We start from the raw sequence: 25,226 nt of genomic DNA on the forward strand, positions 1-25,226 counted from the left end.
AGCGCATGGTGAATGCCAAAGCACATTTCGCGATTCCCGAAAGCATCCTGTGTCGCGTACAGTAAAAGTTAACGCGGCTCTAACTATACAGGCTAAAGTTTTGCCACCAGGCTAGACTTTAGTTCCACAACACTAAACCTATAAGTTGGGGAAATACAATGTTCCAGCAAGAAGTTACCATCACCGCTCCAAACGGTCTGCATACCCGCCCTGCTGCTCAGTTCGTTAAAGAAGCTAAAGGCTTCACTTCTGAGATCACTGTGACCTCCAACGGCAAAAGCGCAAGCGCGAAAAGCCTGTTCAAACTGCAAACTCTGGGCCTGACTCAAGGTACAGTTGTGACCATCTCCGCTGAAGGCGAAGATGATCAGAAAGCAGTTGAGCATCTGGTAAAACTGATGGCTGAGCTCGAGTAAGTTCTGGGTTCTTCGTAAATATCAGTCACAAGTAAGGTAGGGTTATGATTTCAGGCATTTTAGCATCCCCGGGTATCGCTTTCGGCAAGGCACTTTTGCTGAAGGAAGATGAAATTGTCATCGACCGGAAGAAAATTTCTGCCGACAAAGTTGAGCAGGAAGTTGAGCGTTTCTTAAGTGGGCGCGCCAAAGCGTCATCTCAATTAGAAGCGATCAAAATTAAAGCTGGCGAGACCTTCGGTGAAGAAAAGGAAGCTATCTTCGAAGGCCACATTATGTTGCTGGAAGACGAAGAGCTTGAGCAGGAAATCATAGCCCTTATCAAAGATAAATTAGTGACGGCTGATGCAGCTGCTCATGAAATTATCGAAGGCCAGGCTATCGCGCTGGAAGAATTAGACGATGAGTACCTGAAAGAACGTGCGGCTGACGTACGTGACATCGGTAAGCGTCTGCTGCGCAATATCCTTGGTTTAGCGATTATCGATCTGAGCTCTATTCAGGATGAAGTTATCCTGGTTGCTAAAGATTTGACTCCGTCTGAAACCGCACAACTTAACCTGCAGAAGGTTCTGGGTTTCATCACCGATATCGGCGGTCGTACCTCCCACACTTCTATCATGGCGCGTTCTCTTGAACTGCCAGCGATCGTGGGTACGGGTAGCGTGACCAGCCAGGTGAAGAACGGCGATTACCTGATCCTCGATGCTGTTAACAATAAAGTTTACGTTAACCCAACCAACGACGAGATCGAAGCCCTGCGTGCTGTACAGCAGCAAGAAGCTTCTGAGAAAGCTGAACTGGCAAAACTGAAAGACCTGCCAGCAATCACTCTCGATGGTCATCAGGTAGAAGTATGCGCAAACATTGGTACTGTTCGTGATGTCGACGGTGCTGAGCGCAATGGTGCAGAAGGTGTAGGTCTGTATCGTACAGAATTCCTGTTCATGGACCGTGATTCACTGCCAACTGAAGATGAGCAGTTCGCGGCGTACAAAGCTGTTGCTGAAGCCTGTGGCTCACAAGCAGTTATCGTGCGTACCATGGATATCGGTGGCGATAAAGAGCTGCCGTACATGAACTTCCCGAAAGAAGAGAACCCGTTCCTGGGCTGGCGTGCAGTACGTATCGCCATGGATCGTAAAGAGATCCTGTACGCTCAGGTTCGCGCTATCCTGCGTGCTTCTGTATTCGGTAAATTACGCATCATGTTCCCAATGATCATCTCTGTTGAAGAAGTGCGTGCACTGAAAGCAGAAATTGAAATCATGAAGGCGCAGCTGCGTGAAGAAGGCAAAGCGTTTGACGAAACTATCGAAGTTGGCGTGATGGTTGAGACTCCGGCTGCGGCCACGATTGCTCACCACCTGGCAAAAGAAGTCGACTTCTTCAGTATCGGTACCAATGATCTGACGCAGTACACCCTGGCAGTTGACCGTGGTAATGATATGATTTCACATCTTTACCAGCCAATGTCACCGTCCGTACTGACTCTGATTAAGCAAGTTATTGATGCTTCTCATGCTGAAGGTAAATGGACCGGTATGTGTGGTGAGCTTGCAGGCGACGAACGTGCTACACTTCTGTTGCTGGGTATGGGTCTGGACGAATTTAGTATGAGTGCCATTTCTATCCCGCGCATTAAGAAGATTATTCGTAACACGAACTTCGAAGATGCGAAGGTGTTAGCAGAGCAAGCACTTGCTCAACCGACAACGGACGAGTTAATGATGCTGGTTAACAAGTTCATTGAAGAAAAAACAATCTGCTAATCCACCGGATGCGGCCCAATTTACTGCTTAGGAGAAGATCATGGGTTTGTTTGATAAACTGAAATCTCTGGTTTCTGATGATAAAAAAGACACCGGAACCATTGAGATTGTTGCCCCACTTTCTGGCGAAATCGTCAATATTGAAGATGTTCCAGATGTGGTTTTCGCCGAGAAGATTGTTGGTGATGGTATTGCAATTAAACCGACTGGCAACAAAATGGTTGCCCCGGTTGACGGCACCATCGGTAAAATCTTCGAAACTAACCATGCTTTCTCTATCGAATCTGATAGCGGCATTGAGCTGTTCGTTCACTTCGGTATCGACACTGTTGAACTGAAAGGCGAAGGCTTCAAGCGTATCGCTGAAGAAGGCCAGCGTGTTAAGAAAGGCGACGTGGTAATTGAATTTGATTTGGCCCTGCTGGAAGAGAAAGCGAAGTCTACCCTGACTCCGGTTGTTATCTCCAACATGGACGAAATCAAAGAGCTGATCAAACTGACTGGTAGCGTGACTGTGGGTGAAACCCCAGTAATCCGCATCAAGAAGTAAGATTCACGCGGCAGGTCATCTCCCTGCAATGAATAAAAAAACCGGAAATGTCTATTTCCGGTTTTTTTTCGTCTATGTCTGGCACTGAATTTTATGCGCGCAGATATTCGACCTTATAATCTCCCGATCCTACCTCTGCAAATCCGCTATTCTTTTGCAGCTTAAAGGTCATATCCCGAGCTGACAGCAGCTCTCCGATGCCCGAAAGTTTTAGGGTCGCATGTGTGTTATGTGGAACCTTAACATCCAACGTCACAATATCCCCCGCACTGCTTTGTCTCACTTGCCAGCGAACCTTAATTTCTCCGTAAACGGAGTCATAAGCCGCATCGACCCAGGAAACGTTACCACCAATAGTCGGCGCGATAATCACATGCTTAAAGCCAGGTTCATCGGCGTCTGCCTCAATACCCGCCACGGAGCGATACAACCACTCCCCCACCGCACCATACGCATAATGGTTAAACGAGTTCATATCGGCGCTCCACATCGAGCCGTCAGGCTTCATACCATCCCAGTGCTCCCAGATGGTCGTTGCACCTGCTTTTACTTGATACAACCAGGAGGGAAAATCATCCTTAAGCAGCAGTTCCCACGCCTCTTTTTCCCGCCCATTCTGGCTTAGTGCATGGCAAAAATAAGGGGTTCCCACAAAGCCGGTCACCAGATGGCCATCATGCTCGCGCAGGAGTTCTACAAGCGTATTCACAGTGCGTTCACGGAAGGATTCTGGCACCAGGTTAAAATAGAGCGCCAGAATATGTGCAGTCTGCGTTCTGGCCGCCAGCCTGCCTGACGGCGTGAAAAACTCATCCTGAAAACGCTGAACGATTTGCTGATGCAAAGCGCTGTAGCGCTCAAAATCTTCTGTTCGATTGAGCGCTTTGGCGGCCTGGCTGAACAACTGCGTGGAGTAAGCAAAATAGGCCGTGCAGACAAGATCCGTCGGCGTCGCGCCAAAATAACTCCCCTCTTTCGCATCCAGCGCAACCCAATCGCCAAACTGCAATTTATAGCGCCAGATCAGATTCTCGGAATGCGTGAGCATAAAATCCACCCAACCTTTCATGCTCTGATACTGGTTTTCCAGAACGCGAGTGTCGCCATACATCAGGTACATCGTCCATGGATTGATAACCGCGGCATCTGCCCACGCCGCTGCTGAGTGCGTTCCTCCCTCGGCCAGGTTGATATCATTCGCGCAATGCCCTGTGAGAATATCAGGAATGACGTGCGGCACACCGCCTTCTGGCGTCTGGTCGTGTTGCAGATCCCGGAGCCATTTCGCAAAGAAATTACGCGTATGCATCAGGTAACTGGCCGTGCGGCAAAATATCTGTGCGTCCCCTGTCCAGCCCAGTCTTTCATCGCGCTGGGGGCAGTCGGTCGGGACATCAATGAAATTCCCTTTTAACCCCCACAGAATGTTGTGATGAAGCTGGTTTAAATCTTCATTTGAACAATTGAATTGCCCGGTTTGTGCCATATCCGAATGCAGCACCACAGCTTTGAAATTCTCAGGGCTGACATTTCCAGGGTAGCTTTCGACTTTTACGTAGCGAAAACCCTGCCAGGTAAAGCGAGGGTGATAAACCTCCGTCGCCCCGCCTTTTAAAACATACTCCACGCGTTGTTTCGCTGAACGCAGATTATCCAGATAAACATTTCCCTGAGCATCCAGCGTCTCGAAATGGCGCAGAATAACTTTGTCACCCCAATTGCCATTTACTTTGAATTCAACCCAGCCACTCAGGTTTTGCCCGAAGTCGATAACCGTATCGCCCTGCGGCGTCGTGATAATCGAAGTGGGTTCCAGCGTGGCTATTTTTTTTACTTTGCAGGCGCCCTGCGCGGTGAGCACTTTTTTATCATAAGAAACCAGGCTGACAGGTCGCCAGTGAGCGTCATCAAAACCCGTTTTATTCCAGCCTTCTTGCTCAAAGCTTGCATCACAAATTTCACCGTCATAAATCTCAGAGAAGAGAATAGGTGAATCGTCGCCACGCCAGGAATTATCGGTGACCACAATCTGTCGGGTTCCATCCTCATAATGAATCACCAGTTGGCAGATGAGTGCGGTCTGTTCGCCGTAATAATTCCTGTCGCGGGTAAAGCCCATATCACCTTTATACCAGCCAGCCCCCAGCTCAGCGCCAATAGCGTTCTCACCCGGCTTGAGTTGCTCGCTCAAATCGTAAGTTTGATAAAGCAAATGGTTGTGGTAGCTCGTCCAGCCAGGCGTTAGCTCATCATTACCGACTTTGCCTCCATTAAGATAAAACTGATAAACCCCTAAAGCCGATACATGCAAATATGCGGAAGCCACCGCACTGTCGTTGTTGAGTGAAAAGGTTTTTCTTAATAGTGTGACTTTTGAATTGTCTTTATCTGCAAGAGTTTCAGCAGAAATAAAATCCCCTGACCAGGGGGTGTCCAGCAGCCCGGTAATAAATCCTGCTGCGGTACTCCACAGGCTTTCCTCACCATGGTTATCTTTAATTTTCACACGGACAAAATAACGTGTTGAGGGATGCAGTAAAATTTCATTAATATTCACATTCACCGAAGCGTCACTACTGATTACTCCGCTATCAAATAAAACAGCATCGAAGTATTTATCATCACTCACCTGTAACTGATAACAAACTTGCTTCACATTCCTTTGGTTACTTTCAATCTCCCAACCGATAACTGGAAAACCATCGATACCCGATAAAGATAACTCATAGTCAAGCGTGACCTTTTTGACTGACAGCATAATGAAAGACTCCTTTGATAACTCAATATTTTGCAGATCCGATATTTATTTTGTATGAATCGCTTCAACAGGTAATACAGATGCGCTGAAATGTTTTTCCACCACCATTTCACCCTCACTGGAAAATTCATTTCTTTGTTGGCGATGGAAACACAACCAGCCAATAAACATACCAAGAGCAACAATTGCTGAAAGAATGGAATAAAGTGCTACCGGTCCCGCATCGAGTAAAACAGGTGTCACGAAGGCCAATAATGCACATGATAAACGTGCCACACCCACAATCGCCCCCTGCGCTGTTGAACGGAGCATGGTCGGGAATGACTCCTGCGACCACACTTTCATAATACCTTCAAAGGCCATGCCGCTGCCGGTCGCTGTAAATAAAAGGAAGCAGAACCATGATAATGGTGAGAAATTTAGTAATACAGGCATAAAGAAACCGCCAGCAAAAAAGAATGCGCCAATAATAAAAATCAGCATTCTTTTTGATGTATCAACCATCTTCATAAATAACAAACCAGATAACACGCCCACAGGCATCAACAACAAATTCCACAGCGAGTTTTTCTCAACCGTAATACCGACGACATTCACGGCGACATAAGTCCCAAATTGCCCGCCGGTATTTGCCGCCAGATTCACTAATGTATAAAAAAAGCATAGCGCGACAAACGGCCATAAATATTTACCATGCAGCAGATCTTTAAACGACGACTTTTGCGCGCGAATCGTTGTAGCCCCCCGGCGTTTCTCATCACGTGCAAGTAGCCACATTGGTGATTCAGGAATCGTCCAACGCAATAACAGCAAAACGGCGGCAACAATGCCCACATGGAGATACATAATTTGTGCACCCAGTTGCCCCCAGCCCCCGACGACTGCTGAAACGCCCATCGTGGTGCTGATACCCACCAGCCACAGCAAATTGGATAATCCGATAATCTTGCCGCGGTTTTTATCACAGGCCGCTTCTGCAATAGTCGCCAAAGAAACCGGTAAATCAGCCCCTGTCGCCAGGCCAACAAACATCGTCCCTGCTAACAAGACAGCAAAGACTTTGCCAAACGTCAGCATCAGTGATCCTAAAACAATCATTGCCATGGTGGTAATAAACACTCTTCGCCTGCCGAGACGGTCGCCTAACCTGCCACCTAAAAATGCGCCAATAGCAATGCATAGAGTTAATACGCCGGAAAGAACACCAATATCAGCCGAAGTAATACCAATCGCTTTCTGATAAATAACTAACGCTGTGCCATTGGAAACAATAGCGGCCGAGTCGATATAAGATGCCATTCCCGAAACAACCCCCACGTACCAGGGGTTAATGATTTTTGTTTTATCCATAACATTGACTCCATTAAATTATCGCTTACATCATGTATGACTTATTCCCAAAAATTTATGAATACGAAAATACGGCTATGAATCTGTAATTGAAAAGCTGAGATGTCTTTCCTGCGAGGGAGTACGGGAGAATCTCTTTTTATACACATCAGTTAAACGCGAGGCGTTAATAAACCCGCAAAATAATGCCACCTCTTTAATTGGCCGGTCGGTAGTCCGTAAAAGCTCCTGAGCCTTTAACAAGCAACAAATTTGTTGAAATTTTTCAGGTGTAGTACCAGTCATATCTTTAAAGAAACGAAACATGGTGCGTTTAGCCATGCCGCACTCTTCGCATAAAGCATCCCAATTAATATGCCGGGAATAGTTATGACGAACATAATTCAGTATTTTTTGCCCGCTACTATCATTGTTACGGTTTCTTTCTCCCCGACGAGCAATGCAGCTGCACAACAAGGAGATAATTTCCAGAATCGCAGCCTCTGTGGCAGAAAAGTAAACCACATCAAAATGATCATCACGCCTGGCTGTAACCTCTTGCGTAAGACAGACGATTTTATTCAGTTCACTTTCCGTTAGAGAGAGAAGTTCTCGTGCTGATGGCCGGGTTGTTTGTCTAACTACATCGAGCAATGCATCAATATTATGTATAAATCTAAAATGCCGATCTTTATGAAATAAGAGGTTAATAAGTGAAAGGTTATTGGTTGATTCATAATAATGAGTGTCATTCGCCGAAACAAAAAAGAAGTCGCCAGCATAGACCAACTCTACCTGATCATTAATAATATGGAAGCCACTGCCGCTACGCACAATAACCAATTCATCAAAATCATGACCATGTGCGTCTGCCATTTCCTGATTATTCAACATAAATAAACAGAAGGCGTGCGCCTCTGAAAGAAAAAAATCCTCTGGCTGCTTAATTTCCATCTATTCACCTGCCAATTATTTATTACATCGTGGTGATAGAGATATTAGAGCTTAATATTAATGACAAGTCATTATGCAAAAATGGCACTACAGCGTAAGTCGCCGTGACGTTACTATCATTTTTGCTGAATAAGTAAGATTTGAAAGGATGGTAGCGGGGAAAAGGTTTTGTAGGGTGTTGCTCATCACCCTACACGATTAACATGCTGAAACTAAATTCCTGAGCCTTGCGAATAACTCTCTTCACCAAATACGCCTGTCGATAAATAACGATCGCCACGATCGCAGATAATTGCTACGACAACAGCGCCAGGGTTTGCCTGCGCCACACGCAATGCACCCGCGACTGCACCGCCGGAACTCACGCCGCAGAAAATCCCCTCTTCACGGGCAAGTTTGCGCATCGTTCTCTCAGCTTCGACCTGCGACATATCAATCACTTCATCAACCAAAGCAGGGTTGAAAATCTTCGGTAGCCACTCTTCCGGCCAGCGGCGAATCCCCGGAATGCTGCTGCCATCTTCAGGCTGTAAACCAACAATTTTAACCGGTTTGTCTTGTTCGCGCATAAACTGGCTGACGCCCGTGACTGTACCCGTGGTTCCCATACTGGAAACAAAATGAGTAATACGGCCCTGAGTCTGCTGCCAGATCTCCGGCCCGGTAGTGCTGTAATGCGCATACGGATTATCAGGGTTGTTGAACTGGTCGAGAACTTTGCCTTCGCCTCGTTCATCCATCAAACGAGCCAGTTCACGCGCGCCTTCCATGCCCTGCTCCTTGGTCACCAGAATCAATTCTGCGCCATAAGCCTGCATCGCCGCTTTGCGTTCCATACTCATGTTGTCCGGCATTAAAAGCTTCATGTGATAGCCTTTCAGTGCCGCAATCATCGCCAGAGCAATGCCGGTATTGCCGCTGGTCGCTTCAATCAGCGTATCCCCTGGGGAAATTTCACCACGAGATTCGGCACGCACAATCATCGAAAGTGCGGCTCTGTCTTTAACCGAGCCTGCCGGGTTATTCCCTTCCAGCTTGACCCAAATTTCACTGCCGTTATCAAGGCCGGTGCGCTGCAATTTAACCAGAGGCGTATTGCCAATCGTGCTTTCTAAGGTGTTCACTTGCCTGTCCAAAAAATAAGAAAAGCGGCCACGTGGGCCGCCTTTGCGTGTCGTGTTGTGCGGTAAACTTATCAGGCAGTCTGCGCCAGGTCTACCTGGCCATTAAAAACTCGCTGGATTCGATCCTTCCCATCATACAAGCGCGCATGTTGCAGGCCGACAAACAGGCGCTCACCACGCACAGGAACATGGTCTTCTCGCAGCACAACCGTTAACGGTTCGTCATACCAGCCCAACGGCTGCACAACCAACTGCATGTAATGCCCGCGTGGGCTGATTTCCAGCACCTGAACTGGTAGCGGCGAATCCAGATTTGTACGGCGGCTAACATCGACTTCCCAAGGGCGTAAGAACAAATCGACAGGCCCCTGGTGCGCAGGTGTAAAGCCAAGCGGCCAACGGTGTGCACCGACATGGAACTGGCTACCGCGCACAACGCCTTTCATACGGTTCACTTCGCCAAGGAACTCCAGCACGAAACGAGTCGCGGGTTCGCGCCATACTGCTTCCGGTGTATCAACCTGCTCGATATTCCCCTGGCTCATGACCACCACGCGGTCCGCGACTTCCATCGCTTCTTCCTGGTCGTGGGTCACGAATACGCTGGTGAATTTCAGTTCTTCATGCAACTGGCGCAACCAGCGGCGCAACTCTTTACGTACCTGTGCATCCAGCGCACCGAATGGCTCATCAAGCAGCAGGATTTGCGGTTCAACCGCCAGCGCACGTGCCAACGCCACACGTTGCTTCTGCCCACCGGAAAGCTGTGCCGGGAAACGATCTGCCAGATGGGATAACTGCACCATTTCCAGCAAACGAGTGACTTTCTGTTTAATCGCAGTGGAAGAAGGACGTTCGCGGCGCGGCAGAACCGTCAGGCCAAAAGCGATGTTGTCGAACACCGTCATATGGCGAAACAGTGCGTAATGCTGGAACACGAAGCCCACTTTGCGGTCACGCGCGTGAATGCGGCTCACATCGGTGCCGTGGAAACTAATGCGCCCGCTGTTCTGGTGCTCAAGGCCCGCGATAATACGCAGCAGTGTGGTTTTACCGGAACCTGACGGCCCCAGCAATGCCACCATTTGGCCAGAAGGGATATCCAGCGAGATATCATTCAGCACCTGGGTGCGACCAAAAGATTTCTTAATATTGGTAATATCAATGCTCATGATTCCCCTCCTGTTGCAGGCGTTTTTCCTGGCTATTCAAACGCCACTGCACCGCACTCTTTAAGAACAACGTAACGATTGCCATCAGGGTTAATAACGCCGCGGCGGTAAACGAGCCAACGGTGTTGTAGTCCTGCTGTAGCAATTCAATCTGTAACGGCAGTGAGAATGTCTCACCACGGATAGAACCGGAAACCACCGACACGGCACCAAACTCACCAATCGCTCGGGCATTGGTTAACACTACGCCGTACAGCAGCGCCCAGCGGATATTGGGTAATGTGACGCGTCTGAACATCTGCCAGCCCGAAGCGCCGAGCAAAATCGCTGCTTCGTCTTCCTGGCTGCCCTGGCTCAACATCACCGGCACAAGTTCGCGCACCACAAACGGGCAAGTCACGAAGATAGTCACCAGCACCATACCCGGCCAGGCGAACATAATCTGGATGTTATGCGCATCCATGAAGCCTGCCAGCGGACCGTTGGAACCATAGAACAGCAGATAAACCAGGCCTGCAACTACGGGTGAAACCGCGAATGGAATATCCAGCAGCGTCAGTAACAATTGGCGGCCTGGGAAATCAAAGCGTGTCACCAGCCATGCCAGCAAAATACCGAACACCAGGTTCACCGGCACGGTAATCAGCGCAATCATTACGGTGAGCCAGATGGCGTGCAGCATATCCGGATCAACAATATTGCGCAGCGCAGGCATCAGCCCTTTCGAGAAGGCCTGAGCGAAAATCGATGCCACTGGCACCACCAGCAGCAAAAACGAAATCAGTACGCCGAGGCCGATCAGCGTCCATTTGCCCCAGTTAAATCCAGTACGGCGATAGCTTTTCAATTCAGTTACGTCCGTCATCAGTGACCTACCACGCGCCGACCAAAGCGACTTTGCAACGTGTTAATGGTAAACAGTAGCAGCAGTGACGCGGCAAGAATTACCGAGGCAATCGCACTGGCTGCCGGGTAATCAAACTCCTGCAAACGCACGAAAATCATCAGTGAGGTGACTTCGGTCTTCCAGGCGATGTTGCCGGCAATGAAAATTACTGCGCCGAATTCACCCAGGCTACGGGTGAATGAAAGTGCTACACCCGCCATCAGCGCCGGAGAAAGCTCCGGTAAAATCACGCGGCGAAAACTCTGCCAGCGCGTCGCGCCCAGCGTTTCCGCAGCTTCTTCGTATTCTGGCCCGAGCTCTTCAAGCACGGGTTGAATGGTGCGCACTACAAACGGGATACTGGTAAATGCCATTGCCACGGCGATACCCAGCCAGGTGTACGTCACTTTAATGCCAAACTGCGCCAGCCATTCGCCGTACCAGCCGTTGACTGAAAACAACCCGGCAAGCGTTAAACCCGCTACGGCAGTGGGCAGAGCAAAGGGTAAATCCATTAATGCATCAAGCAGGCTACGGCCAGGAAACTGGTAGCGCGTCAGGATCCACGCCATCAACATGCCAAAGAAACCGTTGAAGATAGACGCCACACCCGCAGACAGCAGCGTGACTTTATATGCCGCCACCACCTGCGGGTTGGTGATCACTTCCCAATACTGAGCCAGCGTCATCTCGGAAAGTTGCATTACCAGCGCACTTAACGGCAGTAGTAAAATCAGGCAAACAAACAGCAAACTGGTGCCGAGGCTTAAGGTAAAGCCTGGCAACACCCGTTTGGAGGCAACAGAAAACATTACTCACGCCCCTTGCCGAGCAACTGGTCAAACTCACCGCCGCTGGCAAAGTGGGTTTTCATCGCTTCTGGCCAGCCACCGAACTCATCTTCCACGCGGAACAGTTCAGTCTGAGGGAATTTGTCTTTCAGTTTTGCCATCACTTCCGGGTTATTCACACGGTAGTAATAGTCAGTAATGATGGTTTGTGCCGCCGGGCTATACAGGAAGTTCAGATATTCTTTTGCTGCTTTTTCAGTGCCGTTGGCTTTGACGTTTTTATCGACCCAGGCGACCGGGAATTCAGCCAAAATATTGACCTTTGGCACAACCACTTCGTAGCCGTCTTTTTCGTATTGTTTACTGATGTTATTCACTTCGGACTCAAAGCTAATCAGCACGTCACCCAAACCACGCTCAACAAAAGTGGTGGTTGCACCGCGACCGCCGGTATCAAACACTTCAACGTTTTTCAGGAACTGCGTCATAAACTGTTCGGTTTTGGCTTTATCGCCACCGTCAGCTTTGTTGGCTGCACCCCATGCACCTAAGTAGGTGTAACGGGCGTTACCAGAAGTTTTTGGGTTAGGGAAAATCAGTTTTACGTCCGGGCGAACCAGGTCGCTCCAGTCGTGAATATTTTTAGGGTTGCCCTTGCGCACCAGGAACGCCATGGTGGAATAGAACGGCGAACTGTTATTTGGCAAACGCGCCTGCCAGTCGGCTGGAATCAGGTTGCCTTTGTCATGCAGGATCTGCACATCAGAAACCTGGTTATAAGTTACAACGTCTGCTTTTAAGCCCTGCAAAATCGCCAGCGCTTGTTTTGATGACCCGGCATGAGATTGTTTAATCACCAGCTTGTCGCCGTTATTTTCCTCAGCCCACTGTTTCTGGAAGGCCGGATTGAGCGCGGCAAACAGCTCGCGAGACACATCATAAGAGCTGTTCAGCAGTTCTGTAGCATGAGCTGAACCTGCCAGCAATGCAGAAACAACAATCGCGCTCCAGACTTTTTTAACGGACGTTATGGCCATTGGCACCCTTATAAATGTGATAACGATCGAGCTTTATGGTTACCAGTGTATTTATAACGAGTGTCAAAGCTGTAACGGTTTTATATATCGTTTGGTGATTTGCAATAAGAAAGGGATATATACCCGTCAGCCCTCAAGTTACGGCTGTGTTGGGTCTAATTATTTCAGGTATCCAAAGGTAGGGCGTTAGCGGCGAAGGCAGTCTGACGACGGCCAGCGCGCAAAAACCGGAGCGTACATGAAGTACGTGAGGATTTTGAGCACTGCCCGGTGCCAGAATGGCGAGTAAGGTAGCCCTTACAGGTTTAGAAGCTTGTCTAAAGACGGCGCGAAATAATAACCACCGGTCACTGGCTTAGTGAAACGCAGCATGCCGTCACGTTTACCGTCGGTTTCGCCAAACATACTCAGCAGTTGCTGCTCAATGTTATGCAAGCGGGCGCAATAAGCGATGAAGTACAGGCCGTGGGTACCGCTCGCCGTGCCGTATGGCAGGCTCTGGCGCACAATTTTCAGGCCTTTACCGTTTTCTTTCAAATCGACACGCGTCAGGTGAGATGTTTCCGGGCGCTCATCACCGTCAATCTCTTCATTGGCCTCTTTAGTACGGCCAATGATCATTTCCTGCTCTTGGGTGCTCATGCGGTTAAGCTGCTTGAGATTATGCTCCCAACGCTGGACAAACACATAGCTGCCGCCTGCATCCACACCGTCGTTAATCACCGCGACTTCACGGCGCGTTTCTTCGCCCTGCGGGTTTTCGGTGCCATCAACAAAACCACTCAGATCGCGCTCTTCAACCCAGCGGAAACCGTGGATTTCTTCTTCAATCTTCAGTGCATCGCCAAAGGCCGCAAGCGCTGCCTGAGCCACAGAGAAATTCACATCATGGCGCAAAGAAAGAATATGGATCATCACGTCATGCTGCGTCGCAGGAGCCAGGCCTTTGCCTAACGGAGCAAAATTTTTCAGCTCAGTCGCACCCACACCGCCGCTTAAATCGCGCCACAGGTCGTAACCAAATGCCACCACTGCACCTAAATTCGCATCAGGGAATTTATCCTGAAGCGCACTCAGTGACTGATTAAAGGTTTTGCAGCCCTGGCGAATAGCGTCGAAATCGCCCTGCACACTCGCTTCCAGCCAAACGGCGGCGCGACAATGTTCTGGCAGAATGCCAGTTTGAACACGAGACATGAATCCTCCTAAATGCACGCCACTCACCGTGGCGTTGATCATCCTATGATACCTAATTCCGGCGCCCCCTTCTTGAGAAGGCGCAAGCCAGCGGTGACTTTTTATCGACGCCAGATAATTTTGCTGATCTTCCAGGTTTTGAGCGTATCGTCAGACGGCATCAACTCTTGCCCGCCATGCCATTCGCCGCTAAAAATGTAGCTGATGTGCTGGCTATCTTTAGCTTTGCATTCAACACCTTCGCTATCATCCCCCGTCCCTTTGACGCATGCGCCAAATGCTTTGTCATACAGGTCGCTAAAGGTAGTGCCAATCTTCACGCCGCTGTCGGTTTCGATGTTGCTATCCATGACATCAACACGGCCGACAGTACCTTTTTCTCCGTTGACGACGACCATCACGGTTTTGTCATCCATCGCTTCAAAGAAGCGAACAATCTCACCGTTATCGGTTTTCATGCCGCTGCGTAAACGGTAGTTATCATTCAATGCGCTGCTGACTGCTTTTTCATCCATCGGCGTGCTGGCATTTAGCTCCCCGACGCCCTTTTCGCTGACTTCAATCGACGAACCAAACCAGTTCCACGGATTTGCCGCAGACCAGTTAACGGACGAAAGCGTCGAACAACCCGTCAATACCAGTGGCAACCCTAACAACATCAGGCGCAGTGTTTTCATTAGAAATTCCTTTGTTAAGCATGGATACGCGCTTTGGAGTGCAAACTTTCCCAAAAGTGCCAGGTTATTCCTGGCTGAGAGTGAAGTAATCGCGTAAACGGCGGCTGGTTATGAGCCACCACAAGGCAAAAATATCGGCAATTAACAGCGCCAGCGTCACGCCAGTCAGCTCTTCCCCCTGCCAGATCATCAGCAGTTGCCAGCCAAGGACCACCCATTGTGCGGCAACCAATACCCAGCGCCAGGCGGCCCACAATCGTGGGTATAAATGGCGGCGGCCACTGATCATAAATGCCAGTGCGGCAGGGACACCCGGTAGCAGCCCAAACCAAAAATTATCGCGGTCGGGATAAAACACGCCGAGGATGGCGTCACCTTGTTGGCGGGATGCTGCCGCCAGCACGAGGACAAACCAGGTTCGCGCTTGCAAAAGAAGGGTACACCAGAACAAAAAAGGTGTTTTCAGATTACCGTGAGCATCGTAATCCGCAGGTGGATACAGATCAGGCATTAATATTCCTGGTCTTCAATCAGCCGTTTACCGAGCAAAATGACATCTTGCTGCTCATACTCGAGCCGCTCATACATGCCAATCACCAGGTCGTTTTCTTCACGCACCATGATTTGGATTTTTGGGCAGCCACGCGCGATAAGCTTCTTTTCCAGTCGGCTAAGCAGCGCATTGGCGATGCCGCGACCACGGAATTCCGGGTGAACGCCGAGGTAATAAGCTGAACCCCGGTGGCCGTCATATCCGCCCATCAGCGAGCCAACGACCTCACCGCCCACTTCTGCGACTAAGAACAGATCCGCGTCATGATTGAGTTTGCGCTCAATGTCCATTTCAGGATCGTTCCATGGACGCAGTAAGTCGCAACGTTCCCAAAGCGTAATGACTTCTTCGAAGTCATCCTGGCGAAAAACACGTATTTCCATGGTATTAGCCACCTGAAAGTCTAAAACAGTGATTATGGCGTTAAGTTTCTGTTTAGCCAATATCTGCCGCAAAACGAGGCAAAAAATGACATACTAGCCACTCATTCATTTTTGGTAATGAAAATCCCACAAATGCTTGTCGTTTACCCTTTGCCGATACGCTATAAATGCCTATCTGCAATTTTAAAGATAAAAATATTAGCCGCATGAGCAAAATTAAATCACTGACGCATCTGACTACCCGCCGCCAGTTACTGCTTACTGGGTTGGCTGCTTTAACTTTAACGGGCGTAAATAAGGCTTTGGCCAGCTCCGAGACGAAACCTCTTAAAACCACCACTAACCACAGCAAACCGACTAAAAAATCGGGTGGCCGTCGGGTAGTGATGCTCGACCCAGGCCACGGCGGTATAGATACCGGCGCAATTGGTCATAATGGTTCTAAAGAGAAACATGTCGTACTGGCCATTGCTAAAAATGTACGAAACATCCTTAAAAGCAATGGGATAGAGGCCAAACTCACACGTACCAGCGATGAATTTATCCCGCTGTATGATCGCGTAGAAATCGCCCACAAACACGGGGCCGATCTCTTTATGTCGATTCATGCCGATGGTTTTACCAACCCGTCTGCTGCCGGTGCGTCGGTGTTTGCCCTTTCCAATCGCGGTGCCAGTAGTGCAATGGCAAAATACCTTTCTGATAAAGAAAACGCCGCCGATGATGTCGCGGGCAGCAAGGTCAAACATAAAGATCAGTACCTGCAACAGGTTCTGTTCGACCTGGTGCAAACCGACACCATCAAAAACAGCCTTACGCTCGGCTCGCATATCCTTAAACAGATAAAGCCCGTGCACAAACTGCACAGCCGCAATACCGAACAAGCGGCGTTTGTGGTACTGAAATCACCCTCGATTCCGTCTGTGCTGGTTGAGACTTCATTCATCACCAACCCTGGTGAAGAGAAGTTATTAGGCACTCCCGCGTTTCGCCAGAAAATTGCTAATGCGATTGCCTCCGGCATCATTAGCTACTTCCATTGGTTTGATAACCAAAAAGCCCACAGTAAGAAACGTTGAACCCTATGAACTTGCCTGATATTCAAGCCGTAAAACAATTCCTGCTGCAATTGCAGGACACCATTTGCCAGCAACTGAGCAATATTGATGGCGCTGCATTTGAAGAAGACAGCTGGCAGCGCGAAGGCGGCGGTGGCGGGCGCAGTCGGGTGTTGCGCGGTGGGAATATCTTTGAGCAAGCGGGGGTTAACTTCTCCCACGTTCATGGCGATGCGATGCCTGCATCAGCAACGGCTCATCGCCCGGAACTTGCCGGGCGCAGCTTTGAAGCAATGGGCGTGTCGTTAGTCGTGCATCCACTCAATCCGTACATTCCCACCAGCCATGCCAACGTGCGTTTTTTCATTGCTGAAAAACCGGGCTGTGATCCTGTTTGGTGGTTTGGCGGCGGTTTTGACTTAACGCCATTTTACGGTTTTGAAGAAGACGCCATTCACTGGCACAAAACCGCACATGACTTGTGCCAGCCGTTTGGCGATGACGTATTTCCGCGTTACAAAAAGTGGTGTGACGATTATTTCTTTATTAAGCATCGCAACGAGCAACGCGGTATTGGTGGCTTGTTCTTTGACGACCTCAATTCGCCGGATTTCGACCATTGCTTTAGCTTTATGCAAGCAGTGGGCAACGGTTATCTGGATGCGTACCTGCCGATTGTAGAGCGCCGTAAAGCCATTACCTGGGGCGAGCGCGAGCGCGACTTCCAGCTTTATCGCCGGGGCCGTTATGTGGAATTTAACCTGGTGTGGGATCGCGGGACGCTGTTTGGCTTGCAGACCGGCGGGCGTACCGAGTCGATTTTAATGTCGATGCCGCCACTGGTTCGCTGGGAGTATAACTTCGAGCCAAAAGAAGGCAGCCCTGAGGCTGCCTTGTATCGAGATTTCTTGCCGGTTAAGGATTGGGTTTAAATCACAGCGGAACGGTCTGCGCCTCAACCACTGCCAGCGCCACCATATTCACAATACGACGAACAGACGCAATCGGTGTTAACACATGCACCGGTTTTGCCACGCCCATCAATACTGGTCCGACTGTCACCCCTTCGGAGCTGGAAACACGCAACAAGTTGTAGCTAATACGTGCCGCTTCCACGTTCGGCATGATCAGGATATTCGCCGAACCTTTCAGTGGGCTGTCTGGCATACGCTCGTTACGGATGCTTTCCACCAGCGCCGCATCACCATGCATTTCACCGTCAATTTCCAGTTCTGGCGCACGCTCGCGCACCATCTCCAGCGTTTTACGCATCTTGCACGCCGCTTTCGAGTCGGATGAACCGTAGTTGGAATGCGACAGCAGTGCGACTTTTGGTTCGATACCAAAGCGACGTACTGTTTCCGCTGCCAGCAAAGTGATTTCAGTCAGCTCTTCCGGTGACGGATCGTCATTCACATAGGTGTCAGCAATAAAGGTGTTGCCGCTTGGTAGCAGCAGCGCATTCATCGCACCCGCCGCTTTCACGCCGTCACGGTAGCCGAACAGTTTTTCCAGCACGCTGAAGTGTTCGTGATACTCGCCAATCGTGCCGCAAATCATGGCATCGGCTTCACCACGGTGCACCATAATTGCGCCGATAACCGTGGTATTGCTGATCACCGCACGCTGCGCTTGCTCCTGTGTGATGCCGCGGCGTTTCATGATGTTGTAGTACTCGTTCCAGTACTCTTTGAAGCGCGGATCGGATTCGTTGTTCACGATTTCAAAATCGCGCCCGGCCTGCATTTGCAGACCAAGTTTCTTCAGGCGCATTTCGATAACCGCCGGGCGACCAATCAGAATCGGTTTCGCAAGGCCCAACGTAATCAGTTCCTGAGTCGCATGCAACACACGCGCCTCTTCACCTTCAGCCAGCACCACACGCTTCGGATCTTTACGTGCCTGCGAGAAAATCGGCTTCATAAACAGATTCGTTTTGTAGACGAACTCGGTCAGTTTTTCGCGGTAAGCGTCGAAATCTTTAATCGGGCGCGTTGCCACACCGGTATCCATCGCCGCTTTCGCAACGGCTGGTGCGATTTGCACAATTAAACGCGGGTCGAACGGCTTTGGAATCAGGTAATCAGGGCCAAACGTCAGCTCTTCTTCGCCATAAGCAGAAGCCACTACATCGCTTTGCTCAGCGTGAGCCAGTTCTGCAATCGCGTGAACGGCGGCCAGTTTCATCTCTTCGTTAATCGCGGTTGCACCAACATCGAGCGCGCCACGGAAGATGAACGGGAAACACAGCACGTTGTTCACCTGGTTTGGGAAATCTGAGCGGCCGGTACAAATAATCGCATCCGGGCGCACTTCTTTTGCCAGTGGTGGCAGGATTTCCGGCTCAGGGTTCGCCAGCGCCAGAATCAGCGGCGCACGCGCCATCTTCTTGACCATCTCCTGGCTCATCGCTTTCGGGCCAGAACAACCGAGGAAGATATCAGCGCCTTCAATCACTTCATCAAGCGTACGTTTGCCGTTATCGTCCACCGCGTAAGCCGCTTTGGTTTCCGCCATGTTTTCTTCACGGCCTTTGTAGATAACGCCTTTCGAGTCACAGACCACGATGTTGTGTTTCTGGATCCCCAGTTGTACCAGCAGGTTCATACAGGCGATAGCAGATGCACCCGCACCCGAAACAACCAAACGCACATCCGAGATATTCTTCTCAACAACGCGCAGGCCGTTTAACACCGCCGCAGTACAAATGATGGCCGTACCGTGCTGATCGTCATGGAACACAGGAATGTTCATGCGCTCACGCAGCTTTTTCTCGATGTAGAAACACTCTGGCGCTTTGATGTCTTCCAGGTTGATGCCGCCAAAAGTAGGTTCGAGAGAGGCAATCACATCAATCAGTTTATCGGGATCCATTTCATCCACCTCGATATCGAACACGTCGATACCGGCGAATTTCTTAAACAGAACGCCCTTACCTTCCATCACCGGCTTGCCCGCCAGTGCGCCGATATTTCCCAGCCCTAACACCGCAGTGCCGTTGGAAATAACGCCGACCAGGTTGCCACGCGCGGTGTATTTGTAAGCCGCCAGTGGGTCTTTTTCGATTTCGAGACAAGGTGCCGCAACGCCCGGAGAGTAAGCCAGTGCTAAGTCACGCTGAGTAGCCAGCGGTTTGGTTGGCGAAACCTGAATTTTTCCGGGAACAGGGAATTCATGAAAATCGAGGGCACTTTGTCTTAGTTGTTCATCCATTTCTTCGTTCCTTTTTACTCTTTCGAATGGGCTCGGTAAGGTCACGTAGTATCACGCTTGCGCGCTAACTAAACTTTGAACGTTGCCATACTATCAACATACAACGTCAATTTTGTTAGGTAATTATAGTGACTATGTTACCTGGGATTCTCAGCAACACCATGCCTGTCTGCTATGCTTTTTAGTTATGCCCACGATGAAATTTCGTCGCGAGTGATATGGAGCACTCAAGTAACGCTTTGTACATCAAGGAGATAGCCATGAATCAACTAGACAGCATCAAAAAATTCACCACCGTTGTTGCCGATAGCGGTGACATCGAATCTATCCGTCATTACCAGCCGATTGACGCGACCACTAATCCCTCGCTACTGCTGAAGGCTGCGGGCCTGGAGCACTATGAAGCACTGATTGATGAGGCCATTGCTTACGGTAAGCAGCGCGGTGGAACGCAAGAAGCCCAGGTGGCGCAAGCCTGCGACAAACTGGCGGTTAATTTCGGTGCGGAAATTCTGAAAAGCATCCCAGGGCGCGTCTCGACAGAAGTGGATGCCCGCCTCTCGTTTGATAAAGAAAAAAGCATCGCTAAGGCCCGCCATTTGATTGGGCTCTATGAAGAGCTTGGCATTGATAAATCGCGCGTGCTCATCAAACTTGCCGCAACATGGGAAGGGATCCGCGCCGCTGAAGAACTGCAAAAAGAGGGTATCGATTGTAACCTGACGCTGCTGTTCTCTTTTGCTCAGGCGCGAGCTTGTGCCGAAGCAGGCGTATTCCTCATCTCCCCGTTTGTGGGCCGCATCTACGACTGGTATCAGGCACGTAAACCGATGGACCCGTATGTGGTTGAAGAAGATCCCGGCGTCAAATCGGTGCGCAATATCTATGATTACTTTAAGCAACATAACTACAGCACCATTGTGATGGGCGCGAGCTTCCGTCGCACCGAACAAATTCTTGCGCTGGTAGGCTGTGACCGCCTGACTATCGCCCCTAACTTGCTGCAGCAGTTGCAGGAAAGCGAAGAGCCGGTAGTGCGCAAACTGGTGCCGCTGTCTCAGGGATTCCGCCGCCCGGAACCTATCAGCGAGGCAGATTTCCGTTGGGAACATAATCAGGACCCAATGGCTGTAGAAAAATTGGCAGAGGGCATCCGCCTGTTCGCCATTGATCAACGAAAACTGGAAGATTTACTCGCCGCCAAATTGTGAACGACAACCACGGAGTGAAACATGTCATCTCGTAAAGAGCTTGCTAACGCCATTCGTGCCCTGAGTATGGACGCGGTACAAAAAGCGAATTCGGGCCACCCTGGCGCACCGATGGGGATGGCAGATATTGCCGAAGTGTTATGGAATGAATTCCTGCACCATAACCCAACTAACCCCACATGGGCTGACCGCGACCGATTTATTCTTTCTAATGGTCACGCCTCGATGCTGCTCTACAGCCTGTTGCACCTGAGCGGGTATGACTTGCCGATGGAAGAGCTAAAAAACTTCCGTCAACTTCACTCCAAAACGCCCGGTCACCCGGAAATTGGCTATACCCCCGGTGTTGAAACCACCACCGGGCCGCTTGGCCAGGGGCTGGCAAATGCGGTCGGCATGGCCATTGCTGAACGCACACTCGGGGCGCAATTTAACCGCCCCGACCATGAAATTGTCGATCACTTTACCTACGTATTTATGGGGGATGGCTGCCTGATGGAAGGCATTTCCCACGAAGTTTGTTCGCTGGCAGGAACACTCGGCCTTGGCAAACTCATCGGTTTCTATGACCACAACGGCATTTCGATTGATGGCGAAACCAAAGGCTGGTTTACCGACGACACCGCCAAACGTTTTGAGGCTTATCACTGGCATGTGGTGCATGAAATTGATGGCCACGACCCGCAAGCCGTGAAGAAGGCGATTGAGGAAGCGCAAAGCGTAAAAGATAAGCCTTCGCTGATTATCTGTCGCACCATCATTGGTTTTGGCTCGCCAAATAAAGCGGGCAAAGAAGAGGCGCATGGCGCGGCACTCGGCGAGCAGGAAGTCGCCCTCGCGCGTAAACAACTGGGCTGGAACTACCCGGCGTTTGAGATCCCAAGAGACATTTATCAGGCCTGGGATGCCAGAGAAAAAGGCGAGAAAGCAGAAACGGCATGGAACGATAAGTTTGCCGCTTATGCCAAAGCTCACCCAGAACTTGCCGCTGAGTTTAACCGCCGTATGCACGGTGAAATGCCGGAGGATTGGCAGGATCTCACTCAGCAGTACATTGAAAAATTGCAGGCCAACCCAGAGAAAATTGCCACCCGTAAGGCCTCGCAAAACACGTTAAATGCCTATGGCCCAAGTCTGCCTGAATTGCTCGGCGGCTCGGCTGACTTAGCGCCCAGCAACCTGACCATCTGGAAAGAGTCTAAATCCATCAAAGAGGATCTCGCCGGGAATTACATTCACTACGGCGTGCGCGAATTCGGTATGACGGCCATCGCCAATGGCATCGCCCATCACGGCGGATTTGTGCCCTATACCGCGACCTTCCTGATGTTTGTGGAATATGCCCGCAACGCTGCGCGCATGGCGGCATTGATGAAAGCGCGACAAATCATGGTCTATACCCACGACTCCATCGGCCTTGGTGAAGACGGCCCAACGCACCAGGCGGTAGAACAACTTGCCAGCCTGCGTCTGACACCGAACTTCAGCACCTGGCGCCCGTGCGATCAGGTTGAAGCGGCTGTGGCATGGAAAACAGCCATCGAGCGGCATAACGGCCCAACAGCGCTGATTCTTTCGCGCCAGAACCTGGCACAAATGGATCGTACGACCGAGCAGGTCAGCGCCATCAGTCGCGGCGGTTATATTCTGAAGGACAGCGGCGGTACGCCGGATGTGATTCTGATTGCCACAGGTTCGGAGATGGAAATCACGGTACTTGCAGCAGATAAGCTAGCTGCCGAAGGGCATAAAGTACGCGTAGTTTCACTGCCTTCAACCGATATTTTTGATGCCCAGGACGAAACGTATCGGGAATCGGTGCTGCCTTCAGATATTGCTGCGCGAGTGGCAGTTGAAGCGGGTATTGCGGATTACTGGTACAAGTATGTCGGCCTGAAAGGGGCGATTGTCGGCATGACGACTTACGGGGAATCAGCACCTGCCGATAAGCTGTTCCCGTTCTTTGGCTTTACTACCGAGAATGTGGTGGCAAAAGCGAAGAAGGTTATGGGTGTTTAGTCGAAAATAAATATTGTGAATCCCCTAAATAATTCGAGTTACAGAAAGGCGGCAAAAGAGTGAATCCCCAGGAGCTTACACAAGTAAGTGACTGGGGTGAACGAAAGCAGCCAACGCATCTGCAGCTTGAAGTATGACGGGGATTACTTGGTCACCCAGAGCGTCGGCCACGACGCATTGCTATTCCACTCATCGCACGTCGGCTCTTCGGCGTAACGCACCAGGCGAAAACGTTGGCCATCAAAACGCCAGCGTGTCGCCACACCGCAATCCCCGATACCACGCCCTTTCGCAAGCGTCGTCAGCTCTTTGTTCGTTTCGTCATAACCCGCGTTCATCAATTCAAGTTCTGTGTTTCCGCTTCCTGGAGTGAAGGGCAGCTTCAAGCGAATTTGCCGCGCCACGAAAGGTTTCTGGCGCGAGACTACCCAGGCGAGATCGACAATGTTATAGGCCCCTGCTTCACAACCTGTCATCAGCAGCGCTTTATCATCGCTAAGGGCGAAAACTCGAACTTCACGACGAGCGGGATCTAATGAACACTGGCTGTTGTTCATGCGCCAGGAGCCATAATCCAGCAGGTCATTTAGCTCGGTTTGCGTCAGTGGCGTCGGCGTTGGGTTTGTCAATGCCACTTCTTTCAGGGCTGGCGCGGGTGGCACGCTAAGCGGTGGATCGTCACCTTTCTTGATCCATGCCGTTTCGCTACCGACTCGCTGCTGTTGGCTGTCAATAAACAACAGTGACGCCTTAAGCCCGGTCAGAGAGATGGTCCCCGGCCCTTGCGCGAGCGTAATCACTCCGGCATTAACAACTTTATCAAGGAAGCTGTTAATCGCATCGGCATCACCGGTTTTAAGATGGTGTGGCGTCACTTGCCATTTGGCTAAATCCAGCGTCAGCGGTTCACCATCGACCAAGATCTGTTGTGCGATCGGCGGTGATTTAACTTCCGTGGTGGTCATGTTGCCAAGATCGATTCTCAGGGTTGCATCGGTATGCGCACCGGCACTGCGGGTCAGCGTCATCACCAGGCCTTTATGCAGCCCGGTGTTACGTGCGGCGCAAAAATTTTGGTTATTGCAGGTCACTTGCCAGTCGGAGAAAGATTTTTGTGCAGGTGCCGCGAAAACGGAGCTCGCTATAAAGATTAAAAATAGAAACAGCGATTTGATCCGCAGAGACATTGGCGACACGTATCCTGAGAAGACGAAGAAAATTTCACGTATACCCAAAATAATTCGAGTTGCATCACGGCGGCAAGGGAACAAGTCCCAGGGAGCTTACATAAGTAAGTGACCTGGGTGAGTGAGCGCAGCCAACAAAGAGGCAACTTGAAGTATGACGGGTATACAAAATGTGGCGATATCTTCGTCTGGTTAACGTTTGTACTCAATCAGATTTATCGGATAGATTTACTTAAAATCGCCTATCCGTAATTCATTGAATAACAATGTTTTTAATTCATGATTCCGCGTAATTGCAGCTGTTGTAACAGGATTACCGTTTTTCCGTCACGAATTTCACCACTTGCTACCATTTCCAGCGCTTGTCGGAAGGGGATTTCCAGCACGTCGATATCTTCATCATCAATACCGCCACCGGCGTTGTCGCGCTGAGCGTCGCTGTATTCCGCCATGTAGAAGTGAATCAGCTCGGTCACGCCGCCTGGCGACATATAAAGCTCAAAGACTTTTTCGACTTCCCCTACTTCGTACCCGGTTTCTTCGATAGCTTCTTTGCGGGCACACACTTCCGGTTCATCGGCATCCAGCAGACCCGCACAGGCTTCAATCAACATGCCATCAGGGTTGCCGTTGACCCACGTTGCCACGCGGAACTGACGTGTCAAAACGACCGTTTTTTTATCGCGGTTGTACAGCAGCATGGTTGCCCCGTTTCCCCGGTCATAGACTTCACGTTTGTGGCGAATAGCTTCGGCTTCGTTACGGTATAGATCGTAGGTGATATTACGCAGGATGAAATAATTATCTGAGAGGATTTTATCTTTGATGACTTCGATTTTAATCGACATACCGTCTCCACAGTGAGTTAGGGGAGCCGATTATAATATTCCGCTAAATACTTTTTGTCTTCTGGTTATGAAACGAGATTACCCTAAATAA

The 25,226-nt window shown here is 50.1% G+C and carries 22 protein-coding genes; 7 read left to right on the forward strand and 15 right to left on the reverse strand.

Annotated elements, in window-relative coordinates; genetic code table 11:
• Positions 1-158: 158 nt before the first annotated feature.
• From ptsH to crr, 3 genes are read left to right on the forward strand one after another with little or no spacing between them, the layout of a single operon-like run.
• Entirely contained in the window at positions 159-416 is a 258-nt protein-coding gene (gene ptsH, locus M975_RS13380; RefSeq protein WP_034459025.1) for a phosphocarrier protein Hpr, read from the forward strand.
• Positions 417-460: 44 nt separating this feature from the next.
• Entirely contained in the window at positions 461-2,188 is a 1,728-nt protein-coding gene (ptsI, locus tag M975_RS13385; RefSeq protein ID WP_064560171.1) for a phosphoenolpyruvate-protein phosphotransferase PtsI, read from the forward strand.
• 40 nt (positions 2,189-2,228) lie between these two features.
• Complete coding sequence (gene crr, locus M975_RS13390; protein WP_034459029.1) at positions 2,229-2,738, forward strand: PTS glucose transporter subunit IIA; 510 nt, start codon at positions 2,229-2,231, stop codon at positions 2,736-2,738.
• A gap of 91 nt (positions 2,739-2,829) precedes the next feature.
• Here crr and M975_RS13395 read toward each other — a convergent pair whose 3' ends face one another.
• The 12 genes from M975_RS13395 to M975_RS13450 all read right to left on the reverse strand — a co-directional run bounded on the left by M975_RS13395 (position 2,830) and on the right by M975_RS13450 (position 15,599).
• Complete coding sequence (locus M975_RS13395; protein ID WP_064560173.1) at positions 2,830-5,496, reverse strand: alpha-L-rhamnosidase; 2,667 nt, start codon at positions 5,494-5,496, stop codon at positions 2,830-2,832.
• A 45-nt stretch (positions 5,497-5,541) separates the two neighbouring features.
• Complete coding sequence (locus M975_RS13400) at positions 5,542-6,846, reverse strand: MFS transporter (RefSeq protein ID WP_064560175.1); 1,305 nt, start codon at positions 6,844-6,846, stop codon at positions 5,542-5,544.
• A 75-nt stretch (positions 6,847-6,921) separates the two neighbouring features.
• The gene (locus M975_RS13405) at positions 6,922-7,779 is read right to left on the reverse strand and encodes a helix-turn-helix domain-containing protein (protein ID WP_064560177.1); all 858 of its coding nucleotides are present in this window, start codon (positions 7,777-7,779) and stop codon (positions 6,922-6,924) included.
• Between the two features lie 212 nt (positions 7,780-7,991).
• Positions 7,992-8,903, reverse strand: coding sequence for a cysteine synthase CysM (gene cysM, locus M975_RS13410; RefSeq protein WP_064560179.1), 912 nt, complete (start codon positions 8,901-8,903; stop codon positions 7,992-7,994).
• A gap of 71 nt (positions 8,904-8,974) precedes the next feature.
• Positions 8,975-10,075, reverse strand: a complete 1,101-nt coding sequence (cysA, locus tag M975_RS13415) for a sulfate/thiosulfate ABC transporter ATP-binding protein CysA (RefSeq protein ID WP_064560181.1) — start codon at positions 10,073-10,075, stop codon at positions 8,975-8,977.
• Positions 10,065-10,940, reverse strand: a complete 876-nt coding sequence (gene cysW, locus M975_RS13420) for a sulfate/thiosulfate ABC transporter permease CysW (protein WP_064512918.1) — start codon at positions 10,938-10,940, stop codon at positions 10,065-10,067. Before cysW ends, cysA begins: the two co-directional genes overlap by 11 nt.
• Positions 10,940-11,773, reverse strand: a complete 834-nt coding sequence (cysT, locus tag M975_RS13425; RefSeq protein WP_064512920.1) for a sulfate/thiosulfate ABC transporter permease CysT — start codon at positions 11,771-11,773, stop codon at positions 10,940-10,942. Before cysT ends, cysW begins: the two co-directional genes overlap by 1 nt.
• Positions 11,773-12,789 (reverse strand): sulfate ABC transporter substrate-binding protein, encoded by a 1,017-nt coding sequence (locus tag M975_RS13430; protein ID WP_064560183.1) that lies wholly within the window; start codon positions 12,787-12,789, stop codon positions 11,773-11,775. The genes cysT and M975_RS13430 overlap by 1 nt, the downstream gene beginning before the upstream one ends.
• A gap of 297 nt (positions 12,790-13,086) precedes the next feature.
• Positions 13,087-13,986, reverse strand: a complete 900-nt coding sequence (locus M975_RS13435; protein ID WP_064560185.1) for a Dyp-type peroxidase — start codon at positions 13,984-13,986, stop codon at positions 13,087-13,089.
• A 101-nt stretch (positions 13,987-14,087) separates the two neighbouring features.
• Positions 14,088-14,663: an RpoE-regulated lipoprotein gene (locus tag M975_RS13440; protein WP_064560187.1), complete on the reverse strand. Its 576-nt coding sequence runs from the start codon at positions 14,661-14,663 to the stop codon at positions 14,088-14,090.
• A 64-nt stretch (positions 14,664-14,727) separates the two neighbouring features.
• Positions 14,728-15,174, reverse strand: a complete 447-nt coding sequence (locus tag M975_RS13445; RefSeq protein WP_064560189.1) for a DUF2919 domain-containing protein — start codon at positions 15,172-15,174, stop codon at positions 14,728-14,730.
• A complete protein-coding gene (locus M975_RS13450) occupies positions 15,174-15,599 on the reverse strand; it encodes a GNAT family acetyltransferase (RefSeq protein ID WP_064560191.1) in 426 nt (141 codons plus the stop codon). Before M975_RS13450 ends, M975_RS13445 begins: the two co-directional genes overlap by 1 nt.
• Before the next feature lie 206 nt (positions 15,600-15,805).
• On the opposite strand from M975_RS13450, the gene amiA reads away from it, so the two are divergent.
• The gene (gene amiA, locus M975_RS13455) at positions 15,806-16,678 is read left to right on the forward strand and encodes an N-acetylmuramoyl-L-alanine amidase AmiA (RefSeq protein WP_064560389.1); all 873 of its coding nucleotides are present in this window, start codon (positions 15,806-15,808) and stop codon (positions 16,676-16,678) included.
• Positions 16,679-16,683: 5 nt separating this feature from the next.
• Positions 16,684-17,589 carry an oxygen-dependent coproporphyrinogen oxidase gene (gene hemF, locus M975_RS13460; RefSeq protein ID WP_064560193.1) on the forward strand — a complete coding sequence of 302 codons (906 nt, stop codon included), beginning with the start codon at positions 16,684-16,686 and terminating at the stop codon, positions 17,587-17,589.
• 1 nt (position 17,590) lies between these two features.
• Here hemF and maeB read toward each other — a convergent pair whose 3' ends face one another.
• On the reverse strand, positions 17,591-19,870 hold the full coding sequence (gene maeB / locus M975_RS13465) for an NADP-dependent oxaloacetate-decarboxylating malate dehydrogenase (protein WP_064560195.1): 2,280 nt from the start codon (positions 19,868-19,870) through the stop codon (positions 17,591-17,593).
• A gap of 260 nt (positions 19,871-20,130) precedes the next feature.
• Here maeB and tal point away from each other — a divergent pair, with 260 nt between their 5' ends.
• A complete protein-coding gene (tal, locus tag M975_RS13470) occupies positions 20,131-21,081 on the forward strand; it encodes a transaldolase (protein ID WP_064560197.1) in 951 nt (316 codons plus the stop codon).
• Positions 21,082-21,102: 21 nt separating this feature from the next.
• Positions 21,103-23,100, forward strand: a complete 1,998-nt coding sequence (tkt, locus tag M975_RS13475; RefSeq protein WP_064560199.1) for a transketolase — start codon at positions 21,103-21,105, stop codon at positions 23,098-23,100.
• A 143-nt stretch (positions 23,101-23,243) separates the two neighbouring features.
• On the opposite strand, the gene M975_RS13480 is transcribed toward tkt, so the two are convergent.
• Together M975_RS13480 and nudK are read right to left on the reverse strand one after the other, a co-directional pair.
• On the reverse strand, positions 23,244-24,287 hold the full coding sequence (locus tag M975_RS13480; RefSeq protein WP_064560202.1) for a DUF1176 domain-containing protein: 1,044 nt from the start codon (positions 24,285-24,287) through the stop codon (positions 23,244-23,246).
• A 272-nt stretch (positions 24,288-24,559) separates the two neighbouring features.
• The gene (gene nudK / locus M975_RS13485; protein WP_064560204.1) at positions 24,560-25,135 is read right to left on the reverse strand and encodes a GDP-mannose pyrophosphatase NudK; all 576 of its coding nucleotides are present in this window, start codon (positions 25,133-25,135) and stop codon (positions 24,560-24,562) included.
• Positions 25,136-25,226 lie beyond the last annotated feature (91 nt).

The sequence above is a fragment of the Buttiauxella brennerae ATCC 51605 genome (assembly GCF_001654925.1).
In the GTDB taxonomy this organism is placed as follows: Bacteria; Pseudomonadota; Gammaproteobacteria; order Enterobacterales; family Enterobacteriaceae; genus Buttiauxella; species Buttiauxella brennerae.

Coding starts and splice junctions, on each gene's coding strand:
- ptsI (WP_064560171.1), top strand. CDS start 461: ATGATTTCAGGCATTTTAGCATCCCCGGGTATCGCTTTCGGCAAGGCA.
- M975_RS13450 (WP_064560191.1), bottom strand. CDS start 15,599: ATGGAAATACGTGTTTTTCGCCAGGATGACTTCGAAGAAGTCATTACG.
- crr (WP_034459029.1), top strand. CDS start 2,229: ATGGGTTTGTTTGATAAACTGAAATCTCTGGTTTCTGATGATAAAAAA.
- M975_RS13395 (WP_064560173.1), bottom strand. CDS start 5,496: ATGCTGTCAGTCAAAAAGGTCACGCTTGACTATGAGTTATCTTTATCG.
- M975_RS13480 (WP_064560202.1), bottom strand. CDS start 24,287: ATGTCTCTGCGGATCAAATCGCTGTTTCTATTTTTAATCTTTATAGCG.
- ptsH (WP_034459025.1), top strand. CDS start 159: ATGTTCCAGCAAGAAGTTACCATCACCGCTCCAAACGGTCTGCATACC.
- cysT (WP_064512920.1), bottom strand. CDS start 11,773: ATGTTTTCTGTTGCCTCCAAACGGGTGTTGCCAGGCTTTACCTTAAGC.
- cysA (WP_064560181.1), bottom strand. CDS start 10,075: ATGAGCATTGATATTACCAATATTAAGAAATCTTTTGGTCGCACCCAG.
- amiA (WP_064560389.1), top strand. CDS start 15,806: ATGAGCAAAATTAAATCACTGACGCATCTGACTACCCGCCGCCAGTTA.
- M975_RS13440 (WP_064560187.1), bottom strand. CDS start 14,663: ATGAAAACACTGCGCCTGATGTTGTTAGGGTTGCCACTGGTATTGACG.
- nudK (WP_064560204.1), bottom strand. CDS start 25,135: ATGTCGATTAAAATCGAAGTCATCAAAGATAAAATCCTCTCAGATAAT.
- hemF (WP_064560193.1), top strand. CDS start 16,684: ATGAACTTGCCTGATATTCAAGCCGTAAAACAATTCCTGCTGCAATTG.
- M975_RS13435 (WP_064560185.1), bottom strand. CDS start 13,986: ATGTCTCGTGTTCAAACTGGCATTCTGCCAGAACATTGTCGCGCCGCC.
- tal (WP_064560197.1), top strand. CDS start 20,131: ATGAATCAACTAGACAGCATCAAAAAATTCACCACCGTTGTTGCCGAT.
- tkt (WP_064560199.1), top strand. CDS start 21,103: ATGTCATCTCGTAAAGAGCTTGCTAACGCCATTCGTGCCCTGAGTATG.
- maeB (WP_064560195.1), bottom strand. CDS start 19,870: ATGGATGAACAACTAAGACAAAGTGCCCTCGATTTTCATGAATTCCCT.
- M975_RS13400 (WP_064560175.1), bottom strand. CDS start 6,846: ATGGATAAAACAAAAATCATTAACCCCTGGTACGTGGGGGTTGTTTCG.
- cysW (WP_064512918.1), bottom strand. CDS start 10,940: ATGACGGACGTAACTGAATTGAAAAGCTATCGCCGTACTGGATTTAAC.
- M975_RS13445 (WP_064560189.1), bottom strand. CDS start 15,174: ATGCCTGATCTGTATCCACCTGCGGATTACGATGCTCACGGTAATCTG.
- M975_RS13430 (WP_064560183.1), bottom strand. CDS start 12,789: ATGGCCATAACGTCCGTTAAAAAAGTCTGGAGCGCGATTGTTGTTTCT.
- M975_RS13405 (WP_064560177.1), bottom strand. CDS start 7,779: ATGGAAATTAAGCAGCCAGAGGATTTTTTTCTTTCAGAGGCGCACGCC.